This window comes from Streptomyces racemochromogenes, from assembly GCF_044129415.1.
Classification (GTDB): Bacteria; Actinomycetota; Actinomycetes; order Streptomycetales; family Streptomycetaceae; genus Streptomyces; species Streptomyces racemochromogenes_A.
Window position 1 is genome coordinate 1 of sequence record NZ_JBBDHD010000005.1, and the last position, 23,635, is coordinate 23,635.

The 23,635-nt window shown below is 72.4% G+C and carries 22 protein-coding genes and 1 pseudogene; 13 read left to right on the forward strand and 10 right to left on the reverse strand.

Translation table 11 applies throughout. From position 1 onward, the window contains the following. Nucleotides 1-121: 121 nt before the first annotated feature. The 5 genes from WDV06_RS03155 to WDV06_RS03175 form a co-directional block, all read right to left on the reverse strand. On the reverse strand, nt 122-514 hold the full coding sequence (locus WDV06_RS03155) for a GntR family transcriptional regulator (RefSeq protein WP_395508036.1): 393 nt from the start codon (nt 512-514) through the stop codon (nt 122-124). Between the two features lie 76 nt (nt 515-590). Then, complete coding sequence (locus tag WDV06_RS03160; protein WP_395508037.1) at nt 591-1,571, reverse strand: ABC transporter permease; 981 nt, start codon at nt 1,569-1,571, stop codon at nt 591-593. After that, nucleotides 1,568-2,512, reverse strand: a complete 945-nt coding sequence (locus tag WDV06_RS03165) for an ABC transporter ATP-binding protein (protein ID WP_395508038.1) — start codon at nt 2,510-2,512, stop codon at nt 1,568-1,570. The genes WDV06_RS03160 and WDV06_RS03165 overlap by 4 nt, the downstream gene beginning before the upstream one ends. A 128-nt stretch (nt 2,513-2,640) precedes the next feature. After that, nucleotides 2,641-4,545 (reverse strand): helix-turn-helix domain-containing protein, encoded by a 1,905-nt coding sequence (locus WDV06_RS03170; RefSeq protein ID WP_395508039.1) that lies wholly within the window; start codon nt 4,543-4,545, stop codon nt 2,641-2,643. 13 nt (nt 4,546-4,558) lie between these two features. Continuing rightward, on the reverse strand, nt 4,559-5,926 hold the full coding sequence (locus WDV06_RS03175) for an MFS transporter (protein WP_395508148.1): 1,368 nt from the start codon (nt 5,924-5,926) through the stop codon (nt 4,559-4,561). A 710-nt stretch (nt 5,927-6,636) separates the two neighbouring features. Between WDV06_RS03175 and WDV06_RS03180 the strand changes: the two genes are divergently transcribed. Beyond that, nucleotides 6,637-7,224: a histidine phosphatase family protein gene (locus WDV06_RS03180; RefSeq protein ID WP_395508040.1), complete on the forward strand. Its 588-nt coding sequence runs from the start codon at nt 6,637-6,639 to the stop codon at nt 7,222-7,224. Between the two features lie 16 nt (nt 7,225-7,240). On the opposite strand, the pseudogene WDV06_RS03185 reads toward WDV06_RS03180, so the two are convergent. Beyond that, nucleotides 7,241-8,044 (reverse strand): annotated as a pseudogene (locus WDV06_RS03185) (IS5 family transposase). Nucleotides 8,045-8,102: 58 nt separating this feature from the next. Then, the gene (locus tag WDV06_RS03190) at nt 8,103-8,867 is read right to left on the reverse strand and encodes a MerR family transcriptional regulator (RefSeq protein WP_395508041.1); all 765 of its coding nucleotides are present in this window, start codon (nt 8,865-8,867) and stop codon (nt 8,103-8,105) included. Nucleotides 8,868-9,223: 356 nt separating this feature from the next. On the opposite strand from WDV06_RS03190, the gene WDV06_RS03195 reads away from it, so the two are divergent. The 12 genes from WDV06_RS03195 (at nt 9,224) to WDV06_RS03250 (ending at nt 21,301) form a co-directional block, all read left to right on the forward strand. Continuing rightward, nucleotides 9,224-9,499 (forward strand): hypothetical protein, encoded by a 276-nt coding sequence (locus tag WDV06_RS03195; RefSeq protein ID WP_395508042.1) that lies wholly within the window; start codon nt 9,224-9,226, stop codon nt 9,497-9,499. A 55-nt stretch (nt 9,500-9,554) separates the two neighbouring features. Beyond that, complete coding sequence (locus tag WDV06_RS03200) at nt 9,555-10,568, forward strand: SPFH domain-containing protein (protein WP_395508043.1); 1,014 nt, start codon at nt 9,555-9,557, stop codon at nt 10,566-10,568. Beyond that, entirely contained in the window at nt 10,565-11,461 is an 897-nt protein-coding gene (locus WDV06_RS03205; RefSeq protein ID WP_395508044.1) for a hypothetical protein, read from the forward strand. Before WDV06_RS03200 ends, WDV06_RS03205 begins: the two co-directional genes overlap by 4 nt. A gap of 747 nt (nt 11,462-12,208) precedes the next feature. Next, entirely contained in the window at nt 12,209-12,349 is a 141-nt protein-coding gene (locus tag WDV06_RS03210; RefSeq protein ID WP_185910836.1) for a hypothetical protein, read from the forward strand. A gap of 94 nt (nt 12,350-12,443) precedes the next feature. Further along, a complete protein-coding gene (locus WDV06_RS03215; protein WP_395508045.1) occupies nt 12,444-13,673 on the forward strand; it encodes a YcaO-like family protein in 1,230 nt (409 codons plus the stop codon). Then, nucleotides 13,673-14,326, forward strand: coding sequence for a TfuA-like protein (locus tag WDV06_RS03220; protein ID WP_395508046.1), 654 nt, complete (start codon nt 13,673-13,675; stop codon nt 14,324-14,326). The genes WDV06_RS03215 and WDV06_RS03220 overlap by 1 nt, the downstream gene beginning before the upstream one ends. After that, nucleotides 14,323-15,108 (forward strand): aKG-HExxH-type peptide beta-hydroxylase, encoded by a 786-nt coding sequence (locus WDV06_RS03225; protein ID WP_395508047.1) that lies wholly within the window; start codon nt 14,323-14,325, stop codon nt 15,106-15,108. The genes WDV06_RS03220 and WDV06_RS03225 overlap by 4 nt, the downstream gene beginning before the upstream one ends. Then, nucleotides 15,105-16,481, forward strand: a complete 1,377-nt coding sequence (locus WDV06_RS03230; protein ID WP_395508048.1) for an MFS transporter — start codon at nt 15,105-15,107, stop codon at nt 16,479-16,481. Before WDV06_RS03225 ends, WDV06_RS03230 begins: the two co-directional genes overlap by 4 nt. An 11-nt stretch (nt 16,482-16,492) precedes the next feature. After that, complete coding sequence (locus WDV06_RS03235; protein ID WP_395508049.1) at nt 16,493-17,560, forward strand: class I SAM-dependent methyltransferase; 1,068 nt, start codon at nt 16,493-16,495, stop codon at nt 17,558-17,560. Nucleotides 17,561-17,651: 91 nt separating this feature from the next. Next, a complete protein-coding gene (locus tag WDV06_RS03240; RefSeq protein ID WP_395508050.1) occupies nt 17,652-19,079 on the forward strand; it encodes a TldD/PmbA family protein in 1,428 nt (475 codons plus the stop codon). Further along, nucleotides 19,076-20,434, forward strand: a complete 1,359-nt coding sequence (locus WDV06_RS03245) for a TldD/PmbA family protein (protein WP_395508051.1) — start codon at nt 19,076-19,078, stop codon at nt 20,432-20,434. The genes WDV06_RS03240 and WDV06_RS03245 overlap by 4 nt, the downstream gene beginning before the upstream one ends. A gap of 159 nt (nt 20,435-20,593) precedes the next feature. Then, nucleotides 20,594-21,301 carry an SDR family NAD(P)-dependent oxidoreductase gene (locus tag WDV06_RS03250; RefSeq protein ID WP_395508052.1) on the forward strand — a complete coding sequence of 236 codons (708 nt, stop codon included), beginning with the start codon at nt 20,594-20,596 and terminating at the stop codon, nt 21,299-21,301. 75 nt (nt 21,302-21,376) lie between these two features. Here the strand turns inward: WDV06_RS03250 and WDV06_RS03255 are convergent, their stop codons facing one another. The 3 genes from WDV06_RS03255 to WDV06_RS03265 are packed head-to-tail and all read right to left on the reverse strand — an operon-like array spanning nt 21,377 to nt 23,634. Continuing rightward, nucleotides 21,377-22,444, reverse strand: a complete 1,068-nt coding sequence (locus WDV06_RS03255; RefSeq protein WP_395508053.1) for a terpene synthase family protein — start codon at nt 22,442-22,444, stop codon at nt 21,377-21,379. Further along, nucleotides 22,431-23,201: a hypothetical protein gene (locus WDV06_RS03260; protein ID WP_395508054.1), complete on the reverse strand. Its 771-nt coding sequence runs from the start codon at nt 23,199-23,201 to the stop codon at nt 22,431-22,433. Before WDV06_RS03260 ends, WDV06_RS03255 begins: the two co-directional genes overlap by 14 nt. A gap of 43 nt (nt 23,202-23,244) precedes the next feature. Further along, the gene (locus WDV06_RS03265) at nt 23,245-23,634 is read right to left on the reverse strand and encodes a nuclear transport factor 2 family protein (RefSeq protein ID WP_395508055.1); all 390 of its coding nucleotides are present in this window, start codon (nt 23,632-23,634) and stop codon (nt 23,245-23,247) included. Between the last annotated feature and the right edge of the window lies 1 nt (nt 23,635).

Sequence of the window (23,635 nt, forward strand, 5' to 3'; positions counted from 1 at the left end):
CCCCCCCCCGCCCCGCCCGCCCCCACCCCCCCCGCGCCGCGGGGCGCCGGGCCCGGGCCCGGCCCCCCCCCCCCGGAGCGGGGGGGGCCGCCCCCCCCCCCCTCGCCGGTTCTGCGCCGCGTCACGGGCCGGCCGCCGGATAGTTCTCGGCGAGCACGGTGTCGAACAGGGTGCTCAGGTCGCGGGCCGTCAGCCCCTGCTCGCGCGCCTCCCGTATCCACTCCCCGAGCCGGGCCCGCAGCGGGGACTCCGGCGCCGTCTGCGGGGTGGCCAGGGAGCGGGTGATGAACGTCCCCGAGCCCTGCCTCACCTCGACCAGCCCGGAGCGCTCCAGCTCCCGGTACGCCTTGAGGGTGGTGTTCGGGTTGACCTTCGTGGTGGCCGCCACCTGAGCCGCCGTGGGCAGCTTGTCCCCTTCGGCGAGCGCGCCCATGCGCAGCGCCTGCTCCACCTGCTGGACGATCTGGAGGTAGGCGGGCAGGCCGCTGCGGCGCTCGATGCGAAACACGACCACGTGCCCGCCTCCTTGGTCAATCGGGATTCCGGTACAGCCTAGGTCGTGGACGGGCCGAGCCCGGAGCCGCACCGGCTCACAGGGCCCCGCGCCGGCTCCACCGCAGGACCGACCCCACGAGGACGGCGCTCAGCCCCAGCAGCACCCCGGCGGCGATCCACTGCATGCCCGCCATCTGGTCCCGGCCGAAGTACTCCCAGACCGAGTCGACGATGCCGCGCGCCGCCCGGCAGCCGTCCGGCGCTGGATCGTTCACACAGGTGCCCCATCCGTAGAGCCGTCCCGAGGCGGTCCCCACCCACTGGTCCACCTGTACGACGTGTTCCAGCACCGGCGGCTCGGGGCTGCCCAGCGGGAAGGCGAGCCGGCGGGGCGTGGCCAGCCCGCCCTTGAGGAGGTCGCCCGCGAAGAGGGCGGCCCCCGACACCAGGAAGGTGACGGTCATGGCCGGCACGGCCCGGCGCGCCAGCGCACCGACGGCGATGCCCAGCGACGTCGTGAACAGGGCCGTCGCGGGCAGGACCGGCGCGCTGGAGTCGAAGAGCGCGCCGCTCAGCCAGTCGGCGGGCGCCAGCGGCCCGGCCGAACGCCACCACCACCCGTACAGCAGGCCCAGGACCGTCGTGGTCAGTACCGCCGCCGCCAGTGCGAAGCACAGCTTCCACCGCAGCCAGCGGCCCCGCGGGACGGACTGCGTGGTCACCAGCCGCGCGGTGCCCTGCTCGCGGTCGGCCGCCAGGAGCGGGGCGCCGAGGAAGACGCCGAAGAGCAGGGGCAGCCAGCCCAGCTTCCGGCCCATGGAGTCGATGTCGGCGCGCACCCGGTCGGCGGTCTCCGGGGCCAGGGAGTCGACGGGCCGGGCGGGCCACCCCGCGGAGTGCAGGGTGTCCAGTACCGCGGCCCGCTGGTAGAGCATCCAGGCCGAGCCGAGGACGGTCGCGGCCGCGCACAGGACCAGCGCGGCCCGGTGCTGGTGTACGAGGAGCCAGGCGAGTCCGCGCAGCCGGCGCGGGCGGACGGTCGCGGCGGCCGGGCGGACCGGGGCGGGGGCGGTCATGCCGAGGCCTCCTTCCGGTGGCAGGGGACGGCGGTGGGGGAGAGCAGCGGGGGTGCGCCGGGGGAGCGGAGGTAGGCGAGCAGCACCTCTTCCGTGCTCGGCTCCGACAACTGCCACGCGGGGTCCAGCGGGCCCTCCCGGCGTACCAGGGCGGAGAAGTGGCGCCCGGCGGTGCGCACCTCGACGACGGTGTGGGTGTTCAGGGAAGCGGGCGGACCGTCCTGCTCCGTCACCCCGCTGACCAGGGTGTGCATCGGCACCAGCTCGTCGGTCTCGCCCGCCAGGCGCATCCGGCCGCCGTCGAGGACGAGGACGTAGTCGCACATGTCCTCGATCTCGCTCAGCAGGTGCGAGGACATCAGCACGGTCGTCCCGTGCTCGGCCGCCTCCGACAGCAGCAGCGCCCCCATCTCGTCCCGGGCCACGGGGTCGAGGTCGGCCATCGGCTCGTCCAGCAGCAGCAGTCCGGGCCGCTTGCCGAAGACGAGCGCGAACGCCACCCGGGTCCGCTGGCCGCCCGAGAGGTCCCCGGCGCGGGCCTGGAGGGGAACCTGCCCCGAGCGCACGATCCGCTCGGCCGCCTCCTGGTCCCAGCCCGGGTTCAGCTCCTGCCCCATCCGCAGGTGCTCCGCCACCGTGAACCGTTTGAACAGCGGTTTGTCCTGCCCGAGGTAGGCCCACCGGGCCATGGCGGCGGGCTCGGTGACGGGAGCGCCGAAGACGCGCACCTCGCCGGCCGAAGGCTCCAGCAGCCCGGCGGCCAGGGCCAGCAGCGTGCTCTTGCCGGCCCCGTTGGGTCCCACCAGGGCGGCGATCCGGCCGGCGGGCACCCGGAAGGAACAGTCCTTCAGCGCCCACGCGCGCCGGTACCTCCGGCCCAGCCCGCGCGCCTCCAGCGCCCAGCGGGTACCCGCCGCGGCGGATGCGGTCGTATCGCGCACGGCTCCCCCTCTCCATGAATCCACTAGGGAACTCATGGAATCATGGAGCCATGATCAGGCCCTGTCAAACATCGGGTGGACGGCGGCGCGCGGGTCGCCGCGTCGGGTGGAAACGGCCCGCCGCCGCGTCAGGTGGACGCGGGTCCCGGCTCCGGCGGGGCGGACACCTGGTGCAGGCGCAGGGCCAGCTGCAGCTCCAGGGCGCGGTCGGGCGACTGCCAGTCCGGCCCGAGGAGCCGGCCGATGCGTTCCAGACGCTGCACGACGGTGTTCACGTGCACGTGGAGCACCTCCTTGGCCCGGGCCTGGCTCATGCCCGAGGCGAAGTAGACCCGCAGGGTGTGGAGCAGGTCGCTGCCGCGCCGCGCGTCGTAGTCCAGTACCGGCCCGAGCGCCGCCCGGACGTACCCGGACAGGTCCGGCCGGTCCCCCAGCAGTACGCCGATGAACCCCAGCTCCGCGAGCGTGCTGCCGTCACCCGCCCGGCCCAGCGCGCACAGCGTCGTCATACAGCGCAGGGCCTCCGCGTGCGCGGCGGGCAGCACGCCCGGACCCCCCTCGGCCCGCGCCGCACCGACCGTCACCGCAGCGCCCACGGCCCGCCCGAGCGCCCCCGCCAGTCCGGCGGCGTCCGCGCCCGGGTCGGCCGACGGGGCCAGCAGCACGGCGTGGTCGTGGTGGACCCCCGCCAGGCCCCGGCGCTCCCGGGCCTGGTGCGCGGCGGCCGCGAGCAGGCGCGGGCGCGGGGCGGCGTCGCTGTGCAGGACGAACAGGGCGTGCGGCAGGCCCAGATCGACCCCCAGCCGGCGCGCCCGTTCGGCCAGCCCCGCCGGATCACCGGACGGGCCGAGCAGGTCGCCGAGCAGCTCCCCGCGGATCCGGTCCTCGGTCTGCGCCACCGACCGCCGCAGGAGCAGGAGCAGGGCCGTGACCATCGCGGCCCGTTCGAACAGCCGCCGCCCCGCCTCGTCCAGACCGGGCCGCCCGGTCAGCGTGACGCTGCCCAGCAGCTCGGGGCCGGCCAGTACGGCGCACACCCACGTACCGCCGTCGGCGACCGCCCGGCCACTGCTCCGGGAGGCGGTCACCGCCCGGGCGGGCGGAGCCAGCGGGCGGCTGCGCGAGCGGGCCAGCTCCGTCCCGTCGGCGTCGTGGACGAGGGTGCCCCCGTCGAGCAGTGCGCCGATGGCTGCCGCCACCTCGCCCAGGTCCCCGCCGCGCAGGACCAGACCGGTCAGCCGGTCGTGCGCCTCCTCCGCCCGGCGCAGCGCGTCGCTGTTCTCCTGGATGGTGCGCGAGGCCACCCCCAGCTCGGCCAGCGCCCGGCGGGTCTCCTCCAGCAGCCGGGCCCCGTCGATGGCGATGGCCGCGTGGTCGGCCAGCGAGGACAGCAGCGCCACCTCCCGCGGGCTGAACTCGCGCGGGCTGCGGTCGGCGGCGAACAACACCCCGATCACCCGCGGACCCAGGCGCAGCGGCACCCCCAGGATGGCGTGCAGGTCCTCCTCGCCGACCGCGCTGTCGATGGGGCCGGTGTGCCGGAAACGCGGGTCGCGCTGGTAGTCGCCCGTGGCGTAGGGGCGGGCGGTCTGCGCGACCAGCCCGCCCAGGCCCTCGCCCATGCCGAGCCGCAACTGCTGGAACGCCGCCGACACCGAACCGTCGGTGACCCGCATGAACGTGTCGCCGGCGGCCTCGTCGTTCAGCGACAGGTACGTGACATCGGTGTGCAGCAGCTGCTTGGCCCGGTGGGTGATCGCCCGCAGCACCGCATCCAGGTCCCGCAGCGCGGCGAGGTCGCCGGCCGTGTCGAACAGCGCGGTCAGCTCCGCCTCGCGCGTCCGGTGCTGGGCCAGCGTCCGGTGGATCTCCAACGCCACCGCGGTGGCCTCCTCCAGCGCGGCCACCTCGGCGGCGGACGCACCCGCGGCGCGCGCGGACGCGGCCGGCCGGGAGAACTCCTCGGCCGGCGCGCCCTGGGCCAGCAGCCCGAGCAGCTCCCGTAGCCTCGCGTCGGTCACGCCGCCGAGCATACGGGCCGCCCGCTCAACGCCCGCTCGGGGTACCGGCCGCGGCCGCCCGCGCACCCTTCGGCGCACCGGTGAGGCTGCGGCCCCTGGTCTCCCGGGCGGCGACCGCGGCGATCGTCGTGACCAGCGCCGCCGCGCACAGGTACAGGGACACCGGCACGGAGGACCCGTACGAGGTGAGCAGCTCGACGGCGACGATCGGCGCGAGCGCCCCGCCGAGCAGCGAGGCCAGCTGGGAGCCCATCGACGCGCCCGAGTACCGCACCCGGGTGTCGAACATCTCCGAGATGAACGCCGCCTGCGGCCCGTACATCGCCCCGTGCAGCAGCAGGCCGGCGGTGACGGCGACGGCGATCACGGCGAAGGACCGCGAGTCGAGCAGCGCGAAGAACGCGAACGCCCACCCGGCCATCCCGACCGACCCCACGAGCGTCACCGCCCGCCGCCCGACCCGGTCCGACAGCGCCCCCCACAGCGGGATGGTCGCGAAGTGCACGGCCGAGCCGATCAGCACGGCGTTGAGGGCGTCCGACTTCGGCAGGTGCAGGTGCGCGGTGACGTACACGAGCAGGAAGGCGGTGAGGACGTAGTACGAGACGTTCTCCCCGAGCCGCACCCCCATGGCCGTGACCACGTCCCGCCCGTGGGTGCGGAACACCTCGACGACCGGCGTCCGTCGGCGCAGCCCCTCCGCCGCCTCGGCCTCGGCCCGGGCCCGCGTCTCCAGGAAGGCCGGCGACTCCGACACCGAGACCCGTATCCACAGTCCGACCACCACCAGCACCCCGGACAGCAGGAACGGAACCCGCCACCCCCAGGCGAGGAACGCCGCGTCCGACTGCACGGCGGCCAGCAGCGCCAGCACCCCGGTCGCGAGCAGGTTCCCGCCGGGCGCGCCGGCCTGCGGCCACGAGGCCCAGAACCCCCGGCTGCGGTCGTCCCCGTGCTCGGCGACCAGCAGCACGGCCCCGCCCCACTCCCCGCCCAGCGCGAACCCCTGCACCAGCCGCAGCAGGGTCAGCAGCACGGGCGCGAGACCGCCGACGCTCGCGTGGGTGGGCAGCAGCCCGATGGCGAAGGTGGCCCCGCCCATCATCAGCAGACTCACCACCAACAGCCGCTTCCGCCCGATCCGGTCCCCGAAGTGCCCGAACACGACCCCGCCGAGCGGCCGCGCGGCGAACCCGACGGCATAGGTGAGGAACGCCAGCAGGGTCCCGACGAGGGGATCGCTGGCGGGGAAGAACAGCGTGTTGAAGACGAGGGCGGCGGCGGAACCGTAGAGGAAGAAGTCGTACCACTCGATGGTGGTCCCGATCAGGCTGGCGGCAACGATCCTGCGTATGCCGGACGGGCTGGTTCTGCTCGCTGCGGGGGAGACCATGTGCACCACTTCCAGGGGGTCTGCGGGGACGTCGGGTGTCGCCACAACGTAGAAGTCCCCCGATCAGCGGCATATGTGGCGGGCCATCACAATCGACCGCCGTCCTGTGTGCAACACCACCACAGGGCCATGGGTGGCTCGTTCAGTGCGCACTCCCGAGCTGGTTCGGTGCTGGTTACGGAACGTCGGGGCAGAGAGGGGTAGACGGGGACCCGGTCCGGAACCGCGAAGCGCTGCGACTCGGCGGCCCATCCCAGTGTGAGCTGCGCGCCCCGGCGCCAGCAGCTCTGTGCGGCCGCCGAGTGTCGGCGGGCGGGGGGACGCCCCGTGAGGACTGCGGCGACCACGCTCCCACGACTGCTGCTGCAGGGCGCCTCGGCAGTCCGGTCCCGGTAGCAGTGGTCAGTCAAAGGACGACGTCGAGATATTGCCGGACCGGATCGAAGAGCCCGTACGGGACGTACTGCAGCACCGGCGGGAGGGCGGGACCCGGCGACCTTCGCGGACCCCTCGTTGTTGCTGTGGGGACTTGGAAAGATGCCCCCTGACCCTCATCCCTGGAAGAGCCCTTCTTCCACCGCAGCCGACGCCGCTGCCTTTTAGAGGTCATCTCAGTTGGTGAGTCAGCCGTCGCAGATGAGGGTGCGGGCGGTGGCGGCGAAGGCGAGGAGTGGTCGGCCGTGTCGCGTGATCAGATATCGTGCGCGGCCATGGGTGAGCTGATAGTGATCAGGCATGGCCAGACTGAATGGAGCCTGTCGGGCCAGCACGCTGGCCGTACCGACGTTCCGCTGACTGACGCGGGTGAGGCCGCGGCGAAGGAGCTCGCTCCGAGGTTGGCACGACGCCATCTGGTGGCGGTTTTCAGTAGCCCGCTGAGCCGCGCTATGCGGACGGGCGAGCTGGCGGGCCTGGTCGGCGTCCGGCCCGATCCCGATCTGTTGGAGTGGGACTACGGCGGCTACGAGGGCCTGACCTCGGCGCAGATCCAGGAGATGAAGCCGGGTTGGGACCTGTGGCGGGACGGCGTCATTCCCGGCGACGACGACCATCCTGGCGAGCAGCTCCAGCAGGTGGCAGCGCGCACGGACGCGGTGCTGGACCGGATCCGGCCGCTGCTGGAGGACGGCGATGTCGCCGTCGTCGCGCATGGTCATCTGGCCCGCGTGCTCACGGTGCGTTGGCTCGGCCTCGACGCCTCCGCCAGCCGACTGCTCGGCCATCCTCATCCAGGCACGCTCAGCTTCCTGGCCACCGAGGACGGGCAGCCGTTCATCGCCGCCTGGAACGTCCCGTAGCGGCGGTGCCGCTGCCTCAGACCTGCTGCGAGAGGCGTCGGAAGCACATGAGCGCCGCGGCGATCCCGGCGAAGGCCAGGAAGTGTTCCGCTTTGCGTTCATAGCGACGGTGCAGGCGGCGACACCCGGACAGCCACGCAACTGTCCGCTCCACGGTCCAACGGTGCCGGCCCAGACGCTGAGAGGACTCGATGCCCTTGCGGGGCGATGCGCGGAGTGATGTTCCGGGACCGGAGCCATCGGCGCAGGTAGTCGTAGTCGTAGCCCTTGTCGGCGTGGAGTTTGGCGGGCCGTCGCCGACGGGGCCCACGGCGGGAGCGGATGGGCGGGATGCCACGCACCAAGGGCTCCAAGCCTTGGCTGTCATGGGTGTTGGCAGCGGAGATGCCGATGGAGAGGGGCAGACCGGTCCGCTCGGTGATCAAGTGGATCTTCGAACCCTTCTTGCCGCGATCTACGGGATTCGGACCCGTTAGGTCCCCCCTTTCGCTGCCCGCATGTTCACCGAGTCGATCGCACACCGCGACCAATCCAGGGCGCCGCGTGCGCCGAGCTCGTCCAGGACTAGCCGGTGGAGCTTGGCCCAGACCCGGGCCCGGCTCCACTCGGTGAACCGTCGGTGTGCCGTCGGTCCGGACGGGCCAAAGCCCGGTGGTAGTTGGCGCCAGGTACAGCCCGTGGTGGCCACGAACACAATGGCTGCCAGCACCTGCCGGTCGCCATACCGGCGTCGACCACCGCCTTGAGGCCGTACCGGAGCGGCCGGGACCACCCGCTGAAACAATTCCCACAACCTGTCCGGAACCAGCCGATCCACCATCGCCATCACGACCGCCAGCCTAGAGCGTGTCCGATGGGTGGCCCTTAGGCGCGTGCGGTCAGCTCAGCCGCGCATCGGCGTACACGGTCATCGCATCGCGCTGGTAGACGGCGAGACCTTCGGCGATCTTGTCGAAGTTGGCCCGCATCTGCGGGTCGTTGACATAGGCCTGGCCCACTCCCTTGTACGCGGCCGCGTTCGGGGTCCAGAACCGACAGATCTGCTGGTAGTTGGCGTCCACCTCGGCCTGTACCGCGGGGTCGGAGACCGGCGTGCCGGCCACCATGAACTCCGCCATACGGATCATCTGCGCCGTCACCTCACGCTGCCAGCGCTCCGTGTCCTCGGAGGTCATCGCCTCGGCTGCCTGCCGGGATTGCTCCCACGCCTGCGGCCACCGCTCCCGCACCTCGGCCTCGGCCTCGGAGGGGGCCTGGAACCCCTCGAACAGGTTCTCCGGCTTGTTGATCTTCGTCATCTTCCCGTTGTCCCTACCTTCTTCCAGTTCGGCGATGGTGCGGCCGACCGTACGGGCCAGCGTCTCCAGCCGGTCCCGTTCCGTGAGCAACCGTTGGTGGTGCTCACGGAGCACGACCACCTGGTCGAGCTGGGTGTCCAGGACCGCCTGGATCTCGCGCAGCCCCAGGTCCAGCTCCCGCATCAGCAGGATCTGCTGCAACCGCAGCAGATCGGCCTCCTCGTAGTAGCGGTGCCCGTTGCTCCCGATCCATGCGGGCGGCAGCAGGCCGATCTCGTCGTAGTGCCGCAGCGTCCGCGAGGTCACCTTGGACATCCGCGCCACCTCCGCGATCGACCAGGCCATGCCGGTGCCTCCTTCGCCGGGCCGGTCTCTCCGGCCACACACATGACCGTAGAAGTTGCCGCAACGGAAAGCGCAAGCCCGAAACCCTCTTGGACAGGCACCAGGGCCTGCCGTCGGACAGGCCCTAGTAAGCAAGCCAGTTGAGACGATCTCTTAGGGGCATGGGGCCTTCGGGAGGATCGCCATGACGCCAGGATGGCCCAGCGAGCCCCGGCGCCACAGGGAGCGCACGAACGCACACTGCGGGCACGTCGGTAGCCGCCTCCCGAAGCGGTCAGGGGGCCGGCGGCAGGCCTCGGACCGACGTGGCGTTCTCTTCACCGTCGCTCGCGGAGGCTGCACCGATGGTGGTCCCGATGAGGCTCGCGGTGACGCCCCTTCTGATGTTCCCGGGGCGGGCTGACGGTGTGGCCTGGTGCTGGAACTCCCCGATCCAGGAAAAGGCTCGGAAGGGCCCGACCCATGCCGCCGCCGGCCTCCTCGTCGTCACCGTCGTCACGGCGGCCGTGACCGGCAACCGCCGAGTCGAGGCGGTGCTGGGAGCCGCCGTCCCGGCCCCGCCCCGGCCGGTGATCCGGATCGCCGCGAAGCCGCGAATCCCCCTCCGGGGAGGGCTCTTTTCGTCCTCTTGACGATATGTGGGCAACTGGTTAGCGTCATGATGACGAAATCAAGGGGGTTCCCACCATGGCCGACATCACCCGTCGCTTCGGCTGGCGTCACCTGCGCTCCGCGCCCACCACCCACATCCGCCACCACAAGCGCGGCCGCCTCGTCCACGACGGCCGTGGGCTCAGCTTCTGGTACCGGTCGCTGTCGGCGGCGCTGTCCGAAGTGCCCGTCGACGACCGGGAGCTGGCCATGGCGTTCCACGCCCGTACGGCCGACTTCCAGGACGTCACGGTGCAGGCCACCGTCACCTACCGGATCAGCGACCCGGCCGTGGCGGCGGACCGGCTCGACTTCTCCGTTGACCCGGACAACGGCAGCTGGCGCGGCGCGCCCCTGGAGCAGATCTCCACCCTCCTCACCGAGACCGCTCAGCAGCACACGCTGGACGTGCTGGCCCGGACCCCCCTGGCCGTGGCTCTGGTGGACGGGGTCGCCTCCGTGCGGCAGAGCGTCGCCGCCGGTCTCGCCGCCGAGCCCCGGCTCCCGGACACGGGCATCGACGTGGTGGCCGTACGCGTCGTCGCGATCCGGCCCGAGGCCGAGGTGGAGCGCGCCCTGCGCACCCCGGCCCGCGAGCAGATCCAGCAGGAGGCGGACCGGGCCACCTACGAACGGCGGGCCGTCGCCGTCGAGCGGGAGCGCGCGATCGCCGAGAACGAGCTGGACAGTCAGATCGAACTGGCCCGGCGTGAGGAGCAGCTGATCGAGCAGCGGGGCGTCAACTCCCGTCGGGAGGCGGAGGAGGCGGCGGCGGCCGACAGCGTACGGACCGAGGCCGAGGCGGCGCGCAAGGTCCGTCTGGCCCAGGCGGACGCCGCAGCGGCGCGCGAGACCGGGTCGGCACGGGCCGAGTCCCAGGCTTCGTGGCTGCGGGTGCACGACGAGGCCGGCGCGGGCACGCTGTACGCCCTGGCGGCGACCCGGCTGGCGGAGAACCTGCCGCGCGTCGAGAGCATCACGCTCACTCCGGACGTCCTCACCGGCCTCCTGGGCAGGCTCGGGCGCCCGGATGCCGGGGCGGACGCGTGAGCCTGGCACCCCGGGCGGTGCTCGTGCACCGCAGGACCGAGTACGAGGAGCTGATCGACCGGCACGGGACGCACGGACAGGCGGCGTTCTTCCTCTCCAGCCGGGGCCGCTCGATCGACGACGTGGTCGGCCGCCACCACCGGACCCGGCAGGCGCTGCGCGAGGTGGCGGCGGCGGTGCCGCTCACCTGGCGCACCTCCCAGGTGGAACGGGCGGACCTGGACCGCTTCCTGTTCGCGCCGGAGGACGTGGTGGTCGTGGTCGGGCAGGACGGCCTGGTCGCCAACACCGCGAAGTACCTCGCCGGACAGCCCGTTGTCGGCATCGACACCGACCCGGGACGCAACCCCGGAGTCCTGGTCCGTCACCGCTGCACCGACACGGCCGCGCTCCTGCGCGCCGCGGCCGGCGGGGGGCCGACGGAAGACCTGACCATGGTCGAGGCCGTTGCCGACGACACCCAGCGCCTCCTCGCGCTGAACGAGATCTACCTGGGCTCCCCCGGCCATCAGACGGCCCGCTACCGCCTGGGCCCCGACGGTGAAGAAGGTCCGGGCGAGGCCCAGGCGTCCTCCGGCGTACTCGTCGGCACCGGCACCGGCGCCACCGGCTGGCTGCGCTCCCTGTGGCTGGAACGCGGCAGCACGGCGCAGCTCCCCGCCCCGTCGGACCGCCGACTCCTGTGGTTCGTCCGCGAAGCCTGGCCGTCGCCCGTGACCGGAACCACGAGGGTCGGCGGCCATCTGGACCAGCGCGAGGGGCTGCGGCTGACGGTGGAGTCCGACCGGATCGTGGTCTTCGGCGACGGCATGGAGGCGGATGCCCTGCAGCTGACCTGGGGTCAGAGCGTACGACTGGGTATCGCGGCGACAGCGCTGCGCCTGCTGATGTGAGCACCCCTCCCGGCCGGCCGCGCGGCAGGGAGGTCCGTGCGACCTGTCCACGCACCGTGACCTGCGCAGGACTGCCCGAGACGGCCGGGGGCGCGGCCCCGTCGCGCATCACGGTCCGCTGTACGGCAGGTGCGCCGCCCACCCGCGGTGACGGTGAGGACCTGCCCCCACTGCCGGTCACCGAGACGAGGCTGCCGGACCTGCCTGGGGGCGGCGCGGCAGCCGCCGCCGACGTTCCGGTCCGCAGACCCAACAATCCGGTCCGGTTGGCCAAACCGGGCGGGGGTAACGAAGAGAAACCGCACACGGGCTCACGCGGGGGCGGAAGTGGCTTGATCAAGTTTGTTCACGGCGTTGCCGGCCGGCCATCGTCCTGGAGCGGCCGGCCCGCCGGGAACGGCGCTCCTTCCGTCACTCCCATCCCAGTCGGGTGTCCATCCAGGAGATTTCCACGGGCGCACGGCCGCCACGGCCTTGGATCCTGCTCGTCGAACCGCCGGCCGGCTCGGCTACGACGCCGGATTGATCGTGAACACGTCATGACATGCATGTATCGGGAACGTGACCGGATCTCACTGTTCGATACCGGTCGGTTTGCCCGGTGTCGAGCGCGTCTGGCCGCTCGCCGCGGCGGCCGAATTCGCTTGACAGTGACTTTCGATCTTGAAACTCTACCGTCCGGTAATCGGAAGATGCCTTGCATCCGCCCTTTACTCGTTCGTTATTGGCCTAACGGAAGGAACTGCCATGGAGCAGGAACAGAACGTTGACACCTCCCTGTTTCTCGACGAGGAGACCAGCGAGCGCTTCTCCATGCTCGTGAACGACGAGGGTGTCATGCGCGCCGGTTTCGTCGCGCACCAGGCGAACAACCTCAACGAGGCCTGAGCTTCGTAGGTTCTCTGCGGCCAGGCCCCTTCCGGGCCTGGCCGCGTTTCTTGGCACGGGCAACAGCAGGGAAGGCCGGTCTGGCATGCATCGGATGACTTCCAGCCTGCGCGAGTGTTCGCTTGAGGAAACCTTGGCTAAGGCTCAGGCAATCGCACCGCAGCTTGGAATAACGCGGGTTACGGATACGACGTGGTTGGACCGGGTGGGAATCCCGGTGTACGCGAGCATCCGCCCATCGGCCCAGAACGGCTCGCTCTGCGTCAACGCGGGAAAGGGATTGCGTCCGGCCGAAGCGCGCGTGGGCGCGTACATGGAGGCGATCGAGTTCGCCGCTGCGGAATTCCGCGCCGAGGACCGGGACCTTGCTTTTCTTTCCGCCTCCGAGATCGCCGGTCAGAAGACCGCGCGGTTCGATTTCATCGACCTTTGCCCCCTGCTCGGCCGCAAGGCGTCCTCGGACGAAAAACTGCCGTGCGTCGCGGCCACCGACTTCGCCACGGGCGAGCACGTGTACGTCCCCGCCGAGCTGGTCTTCGCGCCGTTCCACGGCCCCGGGGGACCGCGCCTGTTCGGCAGCAGCTCCAACGGGCTGAGCTCCGGGAACACCGCGCTGGAAGCCACGGTGCACGGGCTGGCCGAGCTGCTGGAGCGGGACGTGCACGCCTTCCACCTCATACGGGACACCTCCCGTCCGGTGGACCTCGACACCGTGTCCGGCCATGCCGCCGAGCTGGTGCGCCGCGCGCGGAACGCCGGCCTGGAGGTCGTGCTGCGTACCAGCGCCAACGCCTTCGGGCTTCCGTTCTTCCAGGCCTACATGCTGGAACCGGACGACACCGCCCCGGTGGCCATCGCTTTCGGCGCGGGCCTCCACACCAGCCGTGACATCGCGGCCGTCCGCGCGATCGCCGAAGCCGCGCAGTCCCGGCTCTCCCATATTCACGGCGGGCGTGACGACATCATCGAGCGGCACAACTACTTCGACAAGGCGGCCCGGAAGGCCGAGGCCGAGGCGACCGCGCAGTTGCGGGCCAAGGTGTCCGACCGTGACGGACTGCTTTCCATGTCGGACGTCCCCGACCACAGCGGCGAGGTGGATTCCATCTCCGCGGCGGGCACTTTGCTGCGGGACCGAGCCGCGTGGGTCGGAGTCGAACAGCTCCTGACGGTCGACCTGACCCCGGTGGCCGGCTCCGGGCTGCACGTCGTACGGGTTCTGGCACCCGGTCTGGAATCGTTCCAGCACGATCTCCAGCGTGTCGGCCGACGACTGGCGGCCCATGCGTCCTCCGCGGACCGCGCAGAGGAGGCAGTCGCGTGATGAACGTCCATCTGTTCGTCGGGCCTTCCGCGACGGGAATGACCGTTCCGATTCAGGACGGGATCGAGGTGCACCCGCCGGCCCGGAGGGAATCGATTCGCCGGCTGATCGCGCAGCATTCCACCCCCGGGGTGATCCTGCTGGCGGACGGTACCTTCCACAGCTATCCGGCAGTCGGGCACCGGGAATTGCGTGAAGCCCTCGAATCGGGCTGGCAGGTATGGGGCTTGTGCTCGATGGGCGCGATCCGTGCCGCCGAGATGGAGCCGCTCGGCATGCGCGGCTACGGAACGGTTTTCCGGAAATTCGCCGACGACCCCGAGTTCGCCGACGACGAGGTCGCCCTTGTGCACGGCCTCGAACCCCCCTTCCTGCCCGTGTCCGAGCCGATGGTCCACATCCGCGCCTACCTTGAGCACCTCGGCGCGACCGGGGCGCTGTCGGCGGAGCAGGTGGAACTGACGCTCGACGCCTTCAAGAACCGCTGGTACGGCGAACGCACCCTCCCCGCGCTCGCCCACCACCTCACCGGTCTCGGCCACGAGACGGCGCTCGCCGAGGTCCGCGCGTTCGGCCGCTTCCGCCTCAAGACACACGATCTCGAATCCTTCCTGGTCGCCCGACCGTGGACCCTCAAGGAGACACGCGCATGAACCCCACCGAGCTGATGGACGAGATCGGCGGCGTCCCGTTCGTCGACGACGCCACGTTCAAGCCGAAGGCCCTGCTGACCGCCGTCGCGATGGTGCGGCGCAACGCCGACGGGGGGACGTTCCCCGGCCTCGGCGACTACCTCGACCCCGCGAAGGCCGAGCAGGTCTTCGATCGGCACGCGAACTCGAAGCCCGAGCACGTGGCCTGGGAGGAACTCTCCGAGGAGGAGGCCGGGTCGGTCGCCCGGGCTTCCGAACTGGTGGTTTCGGCGATGCCCGAGTGGCAGACCTTGTTCCACATGCCCAAGAGGTACCGGCGGATGCAGACCAGCATCAGCAGCACCTCCGTGCTCATCCCGCAGACCATCTACCTCGGCCCGCAGGCCTTCCGCGACGAGGAGACCCTGCGCGAGACGCTGATCCACGAGCACGCACACGTCTGGCTCCACTTCATCGCCGAGGTGTTCGACCTCCAGTCCGCCGAGGCGCCCCACGACTACGTGCTGCCGTCCGGAACGCCGAACAAGTCCTACCGGGGCGTCCTGCTCGCCGCGCACTTCGCGGCCGCCGCGGCCTCCGCCCTGCGCCGGCGCCGTGCCGCGGGCGACGTCCAGGACGACGCGCGGGCGCTCTACCTCACGCAGTACCTCGGCGGTTGCCTGGACGCGCTGAACGAGCGCCCCTACGGGACGGTCATCGGGGACCTGGTGCAGCAGTCGCTGGCCCGCAAGCACGAAGAGCTCGCCCAGGGCGCCGGCGCGGCCGCGGGCGGAGGGAAGTGACGGAGACGGCGCGGACGGACCGGGCGGACGCCGGCTCGGCGGACGCCGGCTCCACGGGCGCCGGTGTCCGCGACTTCGCTCTGCTCCAGACCGCCGGGTTCTGCGGGAGCATGGCGACCCGCTGCCTGGAGATCGCTGTGGCGTGGTGGGTCCTGGACAAGACGGGCAACAGTGCCCTGCTGGGCCTCGTCATGGGAGTCGGCATCGGCGCGGACGTGCTCTCCCGCGGCGCCTTGGGCTGGGTCGGCGACCGGTTCCGTCCGCAGCGGGTCATCCTCTGCTGCTTCCTCGCGTCGGCCGTCGTCAGCGCGGTGCTGACCGCGCTGGCCTTCGCCGGCGTCTACCACCTGTGGACCGTGCTGCTCGGTGTGGTGCTGCTCGGCGTCGGTCTCGGGCTCAGGGAACCGCTGCTGATGTCCACGATCCGCAGCCTGATGGACGCCTCCGCCGTCGCGGGCGCCGTACGCGTGCGCAGCGCGATGATGTCGCTGTCGTCCTTCGCCGGACCGGTCGTGGCCGGTGTGCTGATCGGCCCCCTGGGCTACTCGGCCGTCCTCGGTGCCACGTGCTGCGTCATCCTCGTCTGCGCGATTCTCGCGGCCCTGCTGAGGGTGCCTGAGGGTGAGCGGACCGACGCGTCACGGAAGTCCGACACCACCGGCTGGGCGACCGAGGCCAAAGCCGGGTTCCGGGCGATCCGCCGGGTCGTGCCCGAGTGGCGGCTCGCCCTGCTCACGATGGTGGTCGACTTCGCGCTCTTCCCGGTCTTCGCGCTCGTCGTTCCGGTACTGGTCGCCGCCCACTACCCGGGCAAGACCTGGGTGCTGAGCATCGTGGAGTCGGCGTTCGGCGTGGGAATGATCGCCGGCAGCGCCGTCCTGGTCCGCAAGAGCAACTCCCTGCTGGGGCGGCGCCGTACCGTACCGGCCGGGTTCGCGCTGCTCGGGGCCGGGTTCATCGGGACGGGCCTCGTCTTCGGCGCCACCGGTCCGGCCATGCCCGTGGCCTTCACCGTCGGCAGCTCCGCGCTGTTGATGCTGTCCGGCGCGGGCCTGTGCATGGTGACCGTCAACACCGGTACGGTCCGCCTGCTGGCCACCCCCTCGTCGCACCGCAACCGGATGGTCGCCGCGGCCTCCTTCCTCTCGGGCATCGTGATGCCCCTGGGTTCGGTCAGCAGCGGCCTGATCTCCCGACTCTCGGGAGAGCGCTGGGCGCTCCTCGTCCTCGGGGGGGCCATCTGCCTCTGCGCCGTCGTCGCAGCGTGCGACAAGGCACTCACCCGTTTCCTCGCGATCCCGGACGAGGAGCTCGACGGCGCCTACCTCCGAGAGTTCCCGCACGCCTTCCGGGTCTCCGAGCCCCGTACGTAGAAAGCCCGCGCATGAAAGCCACCTCCCTGTCCTTCCTCCGCTGCCCCGCGAGCCGGTGTGGCCAGTCCCCCCTGACCGCCGACGTCTGGGCCCGGACCCAGCTGCCCACCGGCGAGGACGACGTGCTCGAAGGCCTCGTCTCCTGCGCCGACTGCGGGGGGAGCTACCCCGTCGTCGCCGGGGTGCTCCTGCTCATCGAGGACCTGGCCGGCTACCTCAGGGACCACCTCGGCGTCATCCTGCACCTCACGGACTTCCCGCCCGGCGAGGCGATGGCGCAGTGGCTGACCTCTCGCGCGCCGGACGACACCGACGCCCGGTACGTGCGCCGCAGCATGAAGCTGGAGGAGCGCTACGTCAACGCCTTCCTCGGCGCGCACTACGACCGCGACCGTCTGGCGGCGGACCCCGAGAACCCGTTGTCCGAGCTCATGGCGGCCGCGGTCGCCCGGGACGTGTGGACCCGGTGCTCGACCCTCGTCGACGAGGTCCGGCCGGGGAGCGCGCTGGACGCCGGATGCAGTGTGGGCGGGCTGTCCGCCACGCTCTCCCAGCGGCAGGCCCGGACCATCGGCTTCGACACCTCCTTCCTGTCCGTCCTCGCCGCACGGCGGGCGGTCCTGTCCGGCCCGACGCCCCTGGACGCCTACCGGGCCTACGGTGAAGGCGACCGGTACCAGGAGCACGGACTGACGGTCGCGGCGCAGCCGCGGTACGCCGACTTCGTCGTCGCCTCCGCCCTGGCCCCGACGGCGGCCGGTCCCGTGGACCTCACCTGTGCCATCAACCTGATCGACCTCGTGCCGGATCCGGCGCGGCTCCTCGACACGCTCGTCGCCCAGACGAACGAGGGGGGCCACGTGCTGATCACCTCCCCTTACGGCTGGTCCGACGTGGCCCGCAACCGCTGGCTGGGCGGCGCGGCCGGCCAGAGCTCGCCCGACGCGCTTCGGTCCGCCGCGGCGGACCGGGGGCTGCGCGTCGCCTGGGAAGACCGGCAGGTGCCGTGGCTGTGGCGCGACTACTCGCGGTTCTGGCGGCTGCACTCCGTCGACGCCGTGCTGTTCGTCCGGACCTGAGGACCACCGGTACGCCGATCCCCTCCCCGGCACCATCCGTCCTTCCCCGGCTGCCCCTTCCCCCGCCCCGTCCGTCTCCGGTAAGGACGTCATGCTGCTCGACCCCGATCTGCTCGCCTCCGTCGTCTCCGCACACCGCGCGCAGGGGCTCGACCTGTTGGAGCTGTTCGCCGAGCAGACGGTGACGTCGGCGATGGTGCTCAAGGACGGCCGCATCGCCGACGCGACGTCGGGGCGCGAACTCGGCGTGGGGATCCGGATGCGGCGCGGCCGGTCCTTCGTCTACAGCCACGCCAACGACATAGCCCCGGCCGCGGTGCTCGACGTCGCGCGGAAGGCGGCTTCGCTCGCGGCCGGGCTGCCGTCGTCCGACGACGCACCCGCGGGGCGGACGGGCGCCCCGGCCTCCGCCCCGGTGACGGGGCCGGGCGGCGGGGACGGTGCCGCCCGGGACGGGACGGCGGCCTGCTTCGGCGACCGGGCGCACCAGGCCTCCCTCCTGCTGTCCGTCCCGGACCTGGTCGCGGAGGTCGGGGACGTCACCTCGGTGACGGCGGTGCTCCGCAACGAGCACCGGGTGCGGGACATCGCCAACTCCCTGGGGGCGCGTGCCTCGGGGGCCGACACCCGCCGGCGCCTGGCGGTCACGGTGACCCTCGGCCCGAGCACGTCGCCGGCGAGCGCCCGGGCATCGATCGCGGTGAACGCCCCCGAAGCCCGGCTCGGCGAGGACGCGGTACGGGAGGCCGTGCACGAGGCGGTCCGGCGGGCCCGCGCGCGCGTCGGCGCATCGCCCGCGCCGACAGGAGAGATGCCCGTGGTCCTCGCGGCGGGCACGGGGGCCGTCCTCATCCACGAAGCCTGCGGCCACGGGCTGGAGGCCGATCACCTCTCCCGCCGCAGCTCGGCGTTCCAGGATCTCCTCGGGCGGCGGGTGGGCCCGTCCGATCTGCACGTCGTCGACGACGGGGGCTTGGCCGGAGCCTGGGGGAGCTCCGAGTTCGACGACGAGGGACACCGGACGGCGAGGACGCCGCTGGTCGAAAGCGGCATCCTGGTCGGCTACATGTGGGACCTCGCCCACCTGCCCGCCCCGCACGACGCCGCACCGGTCAACGGGCGGCGGCAGAACTACCAGTGCCCTCCCCTGCCCAGGATGACCAACACGCTGGTCCTGCCGGGGAGCGTCGCTCCGGGTGACATCGTCGCCGACACCCCGCAGGGGATCTACGTGGCCCGGTTGGGCAGCGGCAGGGTCAACACGGCCACCGGGGACTTCGTCTTCGCCGCCACGGAGGCCTATGCCATCCGCGGGGGCCGGCTCTGCGAGCCGCTGGCCGATTGCAGCCTCATCGGCAACGGCCCCGAGGTCCTGCGCGGAATCGACGCGATCGGCACGGACTTCGCCATGGGTCCGCCCGGCAACTGCGGCAAGGACGGACAGACGCTCCCCGTCGGATACGGCCAGCCCACCCTCCGTGTCCGGACGGGTCTCAGGATCGGAGGCACCAAGGCATGACGTGGCAGGCGGACGGCACAGCCCTGCGGATCGCCCGCTCCCTTGCCGCACGGGCCGTACCCGGCGAGGAGATCGAGGCCTTCGTGGCGCGGGGAACGGACACCCAGATCCTCGTGCGCGACCAGAGCGTCGAGTCGATGACCAGCGCGGACAGTGGTGGCGCCGGAGTGCGGGTGCGCCGCGGGCGGCGCATCGGCTTCGCGCACACCGGCCGGCTCGACGGTGCCTCCCTCGACGCTGTCCTGTCGGACGCCCGGGACAACGCGCGCTTCACGCAGCCGTCCGACAGCGCCGTGCTTCCGGCTCCGGACGGTGTACGGCCCGCCGCCTTCGACCTCTGGCGCGAGGAATGCGCCGGCCTGCCGGTACGGGAAAAGATCGCCCGCGCCCATGCGCTGGAACGCCTCGTCACGGCCTCGCCGAGAGTGCAGGGGGTGAAGTCCGTGGCGTGGGGCGACGCGGCCGCCGAATCGGCGGTCGTGTCCAGCCTCGGCGTCGAGAGCTACTCACGGCGTACGTCGTGCTTCCTCTCGGGGTACGTCCTCGGCGTCCCCGAAGGCGGGCGGACGGCCACCTCGACCGCGTACAGCATGGGGAGGAGCCCATCGGAGCTCGACCTGGCCGCCGCCGCGGACGAGGCCGTCGAGGCTCTGGCAGCCACGAACAGGGCGGCGTTCCCCGCTCGGCGCCTGCCCGTCGTGCTGGGCCCCGCGGCCACGGCGGCGTTCCTCGGCGTCATCGGCAACACGCTGGGCGGTCCGTCGGGCCGGGCGGACCGATCGGGCCCCGGCGGCTCCGCGCCGGAGGACCGGCTCGTGGCCTCACGGCACGTGACCCTGCTGGACGACCCCACCGACCCCACGGGCTTCGGCGCCGCCCGCTTCGACGCGGAGGGTCTGGCCACTCGCCGCAACCTGCTCGTCGACGCGGGCCGCCCCGTCGGCCGCCTGTACGACGCGGCCGGCGGACACCGCGCGGGCGCGGCCTCGAACGGGGCGGCGGTGAGGGCGGGTTACAAGAGCCTGCCGAGGGCCGGGGCCCGCGCCCTCGCCCTCGTCCCCGGAGACCTCGACCCCGCGGCGGCGGTCGCGGGCCTGGACCACGGCTTCCTGGTCCAGGGCGTCGGCGGGCTCCAGGCCGGAGGCGGGCCGGGCGGCGCGTTCTCCGCCGCGGTCAGCGGGCGGGTGGTGCGGGGCGGTGAACTGGCGGAGTACGTACCGCACACCACCCTGGCCGCGACCCTCTCCGAAATGCTCCTGGGGGTGCGGGGAGTGGGCACCGACAGCATCCCGCTGCCCGGCAACGCGAAGGGCACCACCCTGCTGGTCTCCGAACTGACGGTCGGCGGGCAGTGACTCCCCGCCCGTCGCAGACCCGCACCGGGACGGGGAGGGGCTGGGAGGACTACGTCCGGGGGCGCAGTCCGGTGGGGACCCAGGGCCGATGCGCGCGAACGGGGTCACGGCCTGGCGTGCCTGCTGAACAGGTCACGTTCGTCCGCGCCGAGGAGAGTCATGAGCACGATCAGCCCGGTATCACTGGTCACCGGAGCCACCCGCGGCATCGGTCTGGAGACCGCGCGCCAACTCGCCGCCCTCGGCCACACCGTGCTGCTCTGCGGCCGCCGCCTGGAGGATGCCGAGCAGGCCGCCTCACGACTGGGGCCCGGCGTACCCGGCGCGCTCCTGCCGCGCCGGCTGGACGTGACCGAGGAAGGGGGCGCCCGCGCCCTCGCCCGCGGTGTCGAGGAGGAGTTCGGACGCCTCGACGTGCTCGTCAACAACGCCGTCATCAACTACGACACCTCCCGGCGCGCCGTCTCCGTCGGCCTCGACGAGGTCGAGCGCACGCTGGAGACCAACCTCTTCGGCGCCTGGCGGACCGCCCAGGCGTTCCTGCCACTGCTGCGCCGCTCGGCCCGTCCCCGGATGGTGAACGTCTCCAGCGAGTCCGGGTCCCTGGAGCTCATGTCGGGCGGTACCCCCGCCTACGGGGTCTCGAAGGCCGCCCTCAACGCCCTGACGCGCAAGCTCGCCGCCGAGTTGCGCCCCGAGGGGATCCTCGTCAACGCCGTCTGCCCGGGCTGGATCGCGACCGACATGGGCGGTCCGGGCGGCGGGCCCGTCGAGGAAGGCGCCGCCGGCATCGTCTGGGCCGCCACCCTTCCCGACTCGGGACCCACCGGCGGCTTCTTCCGGGACGGGAAGCCGCTCGCCTGGTAGACCCGCTTCCCGCACCGGTCCTGCCGTTGGCCGTGCGCCGCACCCACCAGGCGGTCCGCGCGACCGGCCGTCCCCTCACCGGCGGGGGGCGGTCCCCGTCGCACCGGCCAGGGTCAGCAGCTGGTTGGGGTGCTCGCGCGCGGTGAGGCGGACGGTCGTGCTGTAGCGGTCGGTCTTGTCCAGTTGCCACTTGATGCCCTCGTACAGCCAGTCCTCCAGGATCTGGAGGTGGACGGCGACGTCCTTCCTTCCGTCGAGAGCGGGCTCGGGCAGTCCGGCGGGCGAGTGGAACCGGGCCCGCAGGGCGCTGAGTTCCGCGGCCGCGCGGTGGTAGCGGGCGGCCGCGCGGTCGACGTTGAGCTGCAGGTCGCCGCCGTACTCCTCCTGGAGGGACAGGACGAGGTTGTCCCGTATGCCGCGCAGGAGGTCGGCCTTGAGGCCGATGATGTCGTTGGCGAGGGCGATTCCGATGGTGGCCGCGTTCCCGGCGCGTACGAGGATCGGATGCCGCACGATGTCCCGCGGAATGTCGATGCCGTAGGAGTGTTCCGCCATGGTGAACACAGGCCGTGCGGCGGTGGCGAGCGGCCGCGCCTCCTTCGCTTCTCCGAAGGGGCTGACGGCGCCGCTCCGTACGAGGGCGGCCTCGTGGGAGGCGGTGTCGAGATAGGACTTCAGCTCGGTGCGCAGCCGTCCGCGCCACGCGGGCGAGGTCTCCTGCTGAAGCCGGTGCCAGATTCCCCGCATGCTCCGCGCGGCGGGCAGGTCCGGCACGCGGACGTCCCGCTCCTCTTCGGCGAACCAGGTGTGCACGGTGTCCGTGACCGCCGCGACCTCGTTCGGCGAGAGGTGGTGACCGAGCTGCTCCGCCCAGTCGTCGTAGATGAAGAACCACATCATGAGCTCGCCGTAGGTGCGCCATCGCGTCCGCGAGACGGCGCCCGGGACGACATGGGCGCACATGGTCCCGATCCGCTGGGTCCCGTAGTGGTGGAGAGCCGCCCCGGTCGTCAGCAGACCCGTCGTCCGGGCGAACTCGATCACGTGCCGGTCGAGTTCGGGCCCCCAGGGGGCTTCGCGCTCGCCGGGGACGAGCCGCAGCTCGGGCAGGTCCAGCAAGTGGGTGATCTCATCTGCCGGCATGGGGTTCCTCCACGGCGCGTCGGTGCCGGTCGAGGTGGCGGCGGGCGGCGGCGAGGCCCGCGGCCGTGGCCGTGGAGAACAGCAGGCCGTCCGGCGGCCGGCCGGGAAAGGTGGCGGGGAGCCTCATCGGTGTCGTGGCGGGGGTGCTCGTTGCGGGGAACAGGTGGAGGGGGTGGCGGCCCAGGAGCCGTACTGCCGTCCGCGCGGTCCGTTCGAATCCGCCGAAGTCGACGATGACGAGAGCGAGCTGGGTCCGCCAGGCGCAGTGGCGCAGCAGCAGGGCCACCCACAGGGGAACGGCGAGCGCGTCGCCGAACGTCGTCCGGCCCGGGTTGCGGATCACCGCGACACTGCGGGACCGGCCCGTCGGATCGAGCTCGGCCAGGGCGAGCCGGGCGGTCGTGATGAACCGCCGGACGAAGCGCTCGTCCAGCCGTGTGTTCAGCAGGGGGTACCGGCGGTCGGCCACCGGGCGGCCGTCGACGTCGCTGCGGTCGCAGACGGTGATCAGACCGAGGTTGGGGTGGTCGGGGTCCGTGAGTTCCAGGAACGCGTGCGTCGACCACCCGGGTCTGCGGTGTGCGGATCCCAGGCGGACCCCGAGTCCGAGGACGTGGTGGCCCCGGCCCTCGCTGCCCAACTCGTAGACGTGTGGGCGAAGACCGGCCAGCGCGGGCGCGGCCGCCGCCCTCTGCAGAGCCGATCGCACGGCGCGCGCCGCCGGCCCGGCCCAGGGCGGACGGCTCTCGCCGGTCATCGTTCCGCGTCCCTTCCGCGCCCGTTCCGGCTGAGGGGGGCCGTCACAGCCCCGCCACCGCGGCCGGGTCCTTGTGATAGGCGTCGAGATCGCGGACCAGGCCGTCCCGGACGGTGTAGATCTCCACCGTGGTGGTGAGCAGGGCCTTGCCCGAGGACCTGGAGGTGAAGACGACCCGCGCGTGGAGGAGGACCCGCTCCGAGTCCAGGGGCCACATGTCGGTGTCCCGGATCTGCACGTCGTAGTACTCGAAGATGGCCCCGTACATGGCGGCGAGGCCCTCGGGGCCGCGGTAGTCCGCCGCGTAGGGGAGCCCGGGCGCGATGCGGAACGTGGCCTCGGGGTGGACCAGGCCGAGGGCCTCTGCGAGGGCGCCCGTGGTGAGGGCCGTGAGGAACTCGCCCATCACGTCCATCGGCGGCTTCTGCCGCATG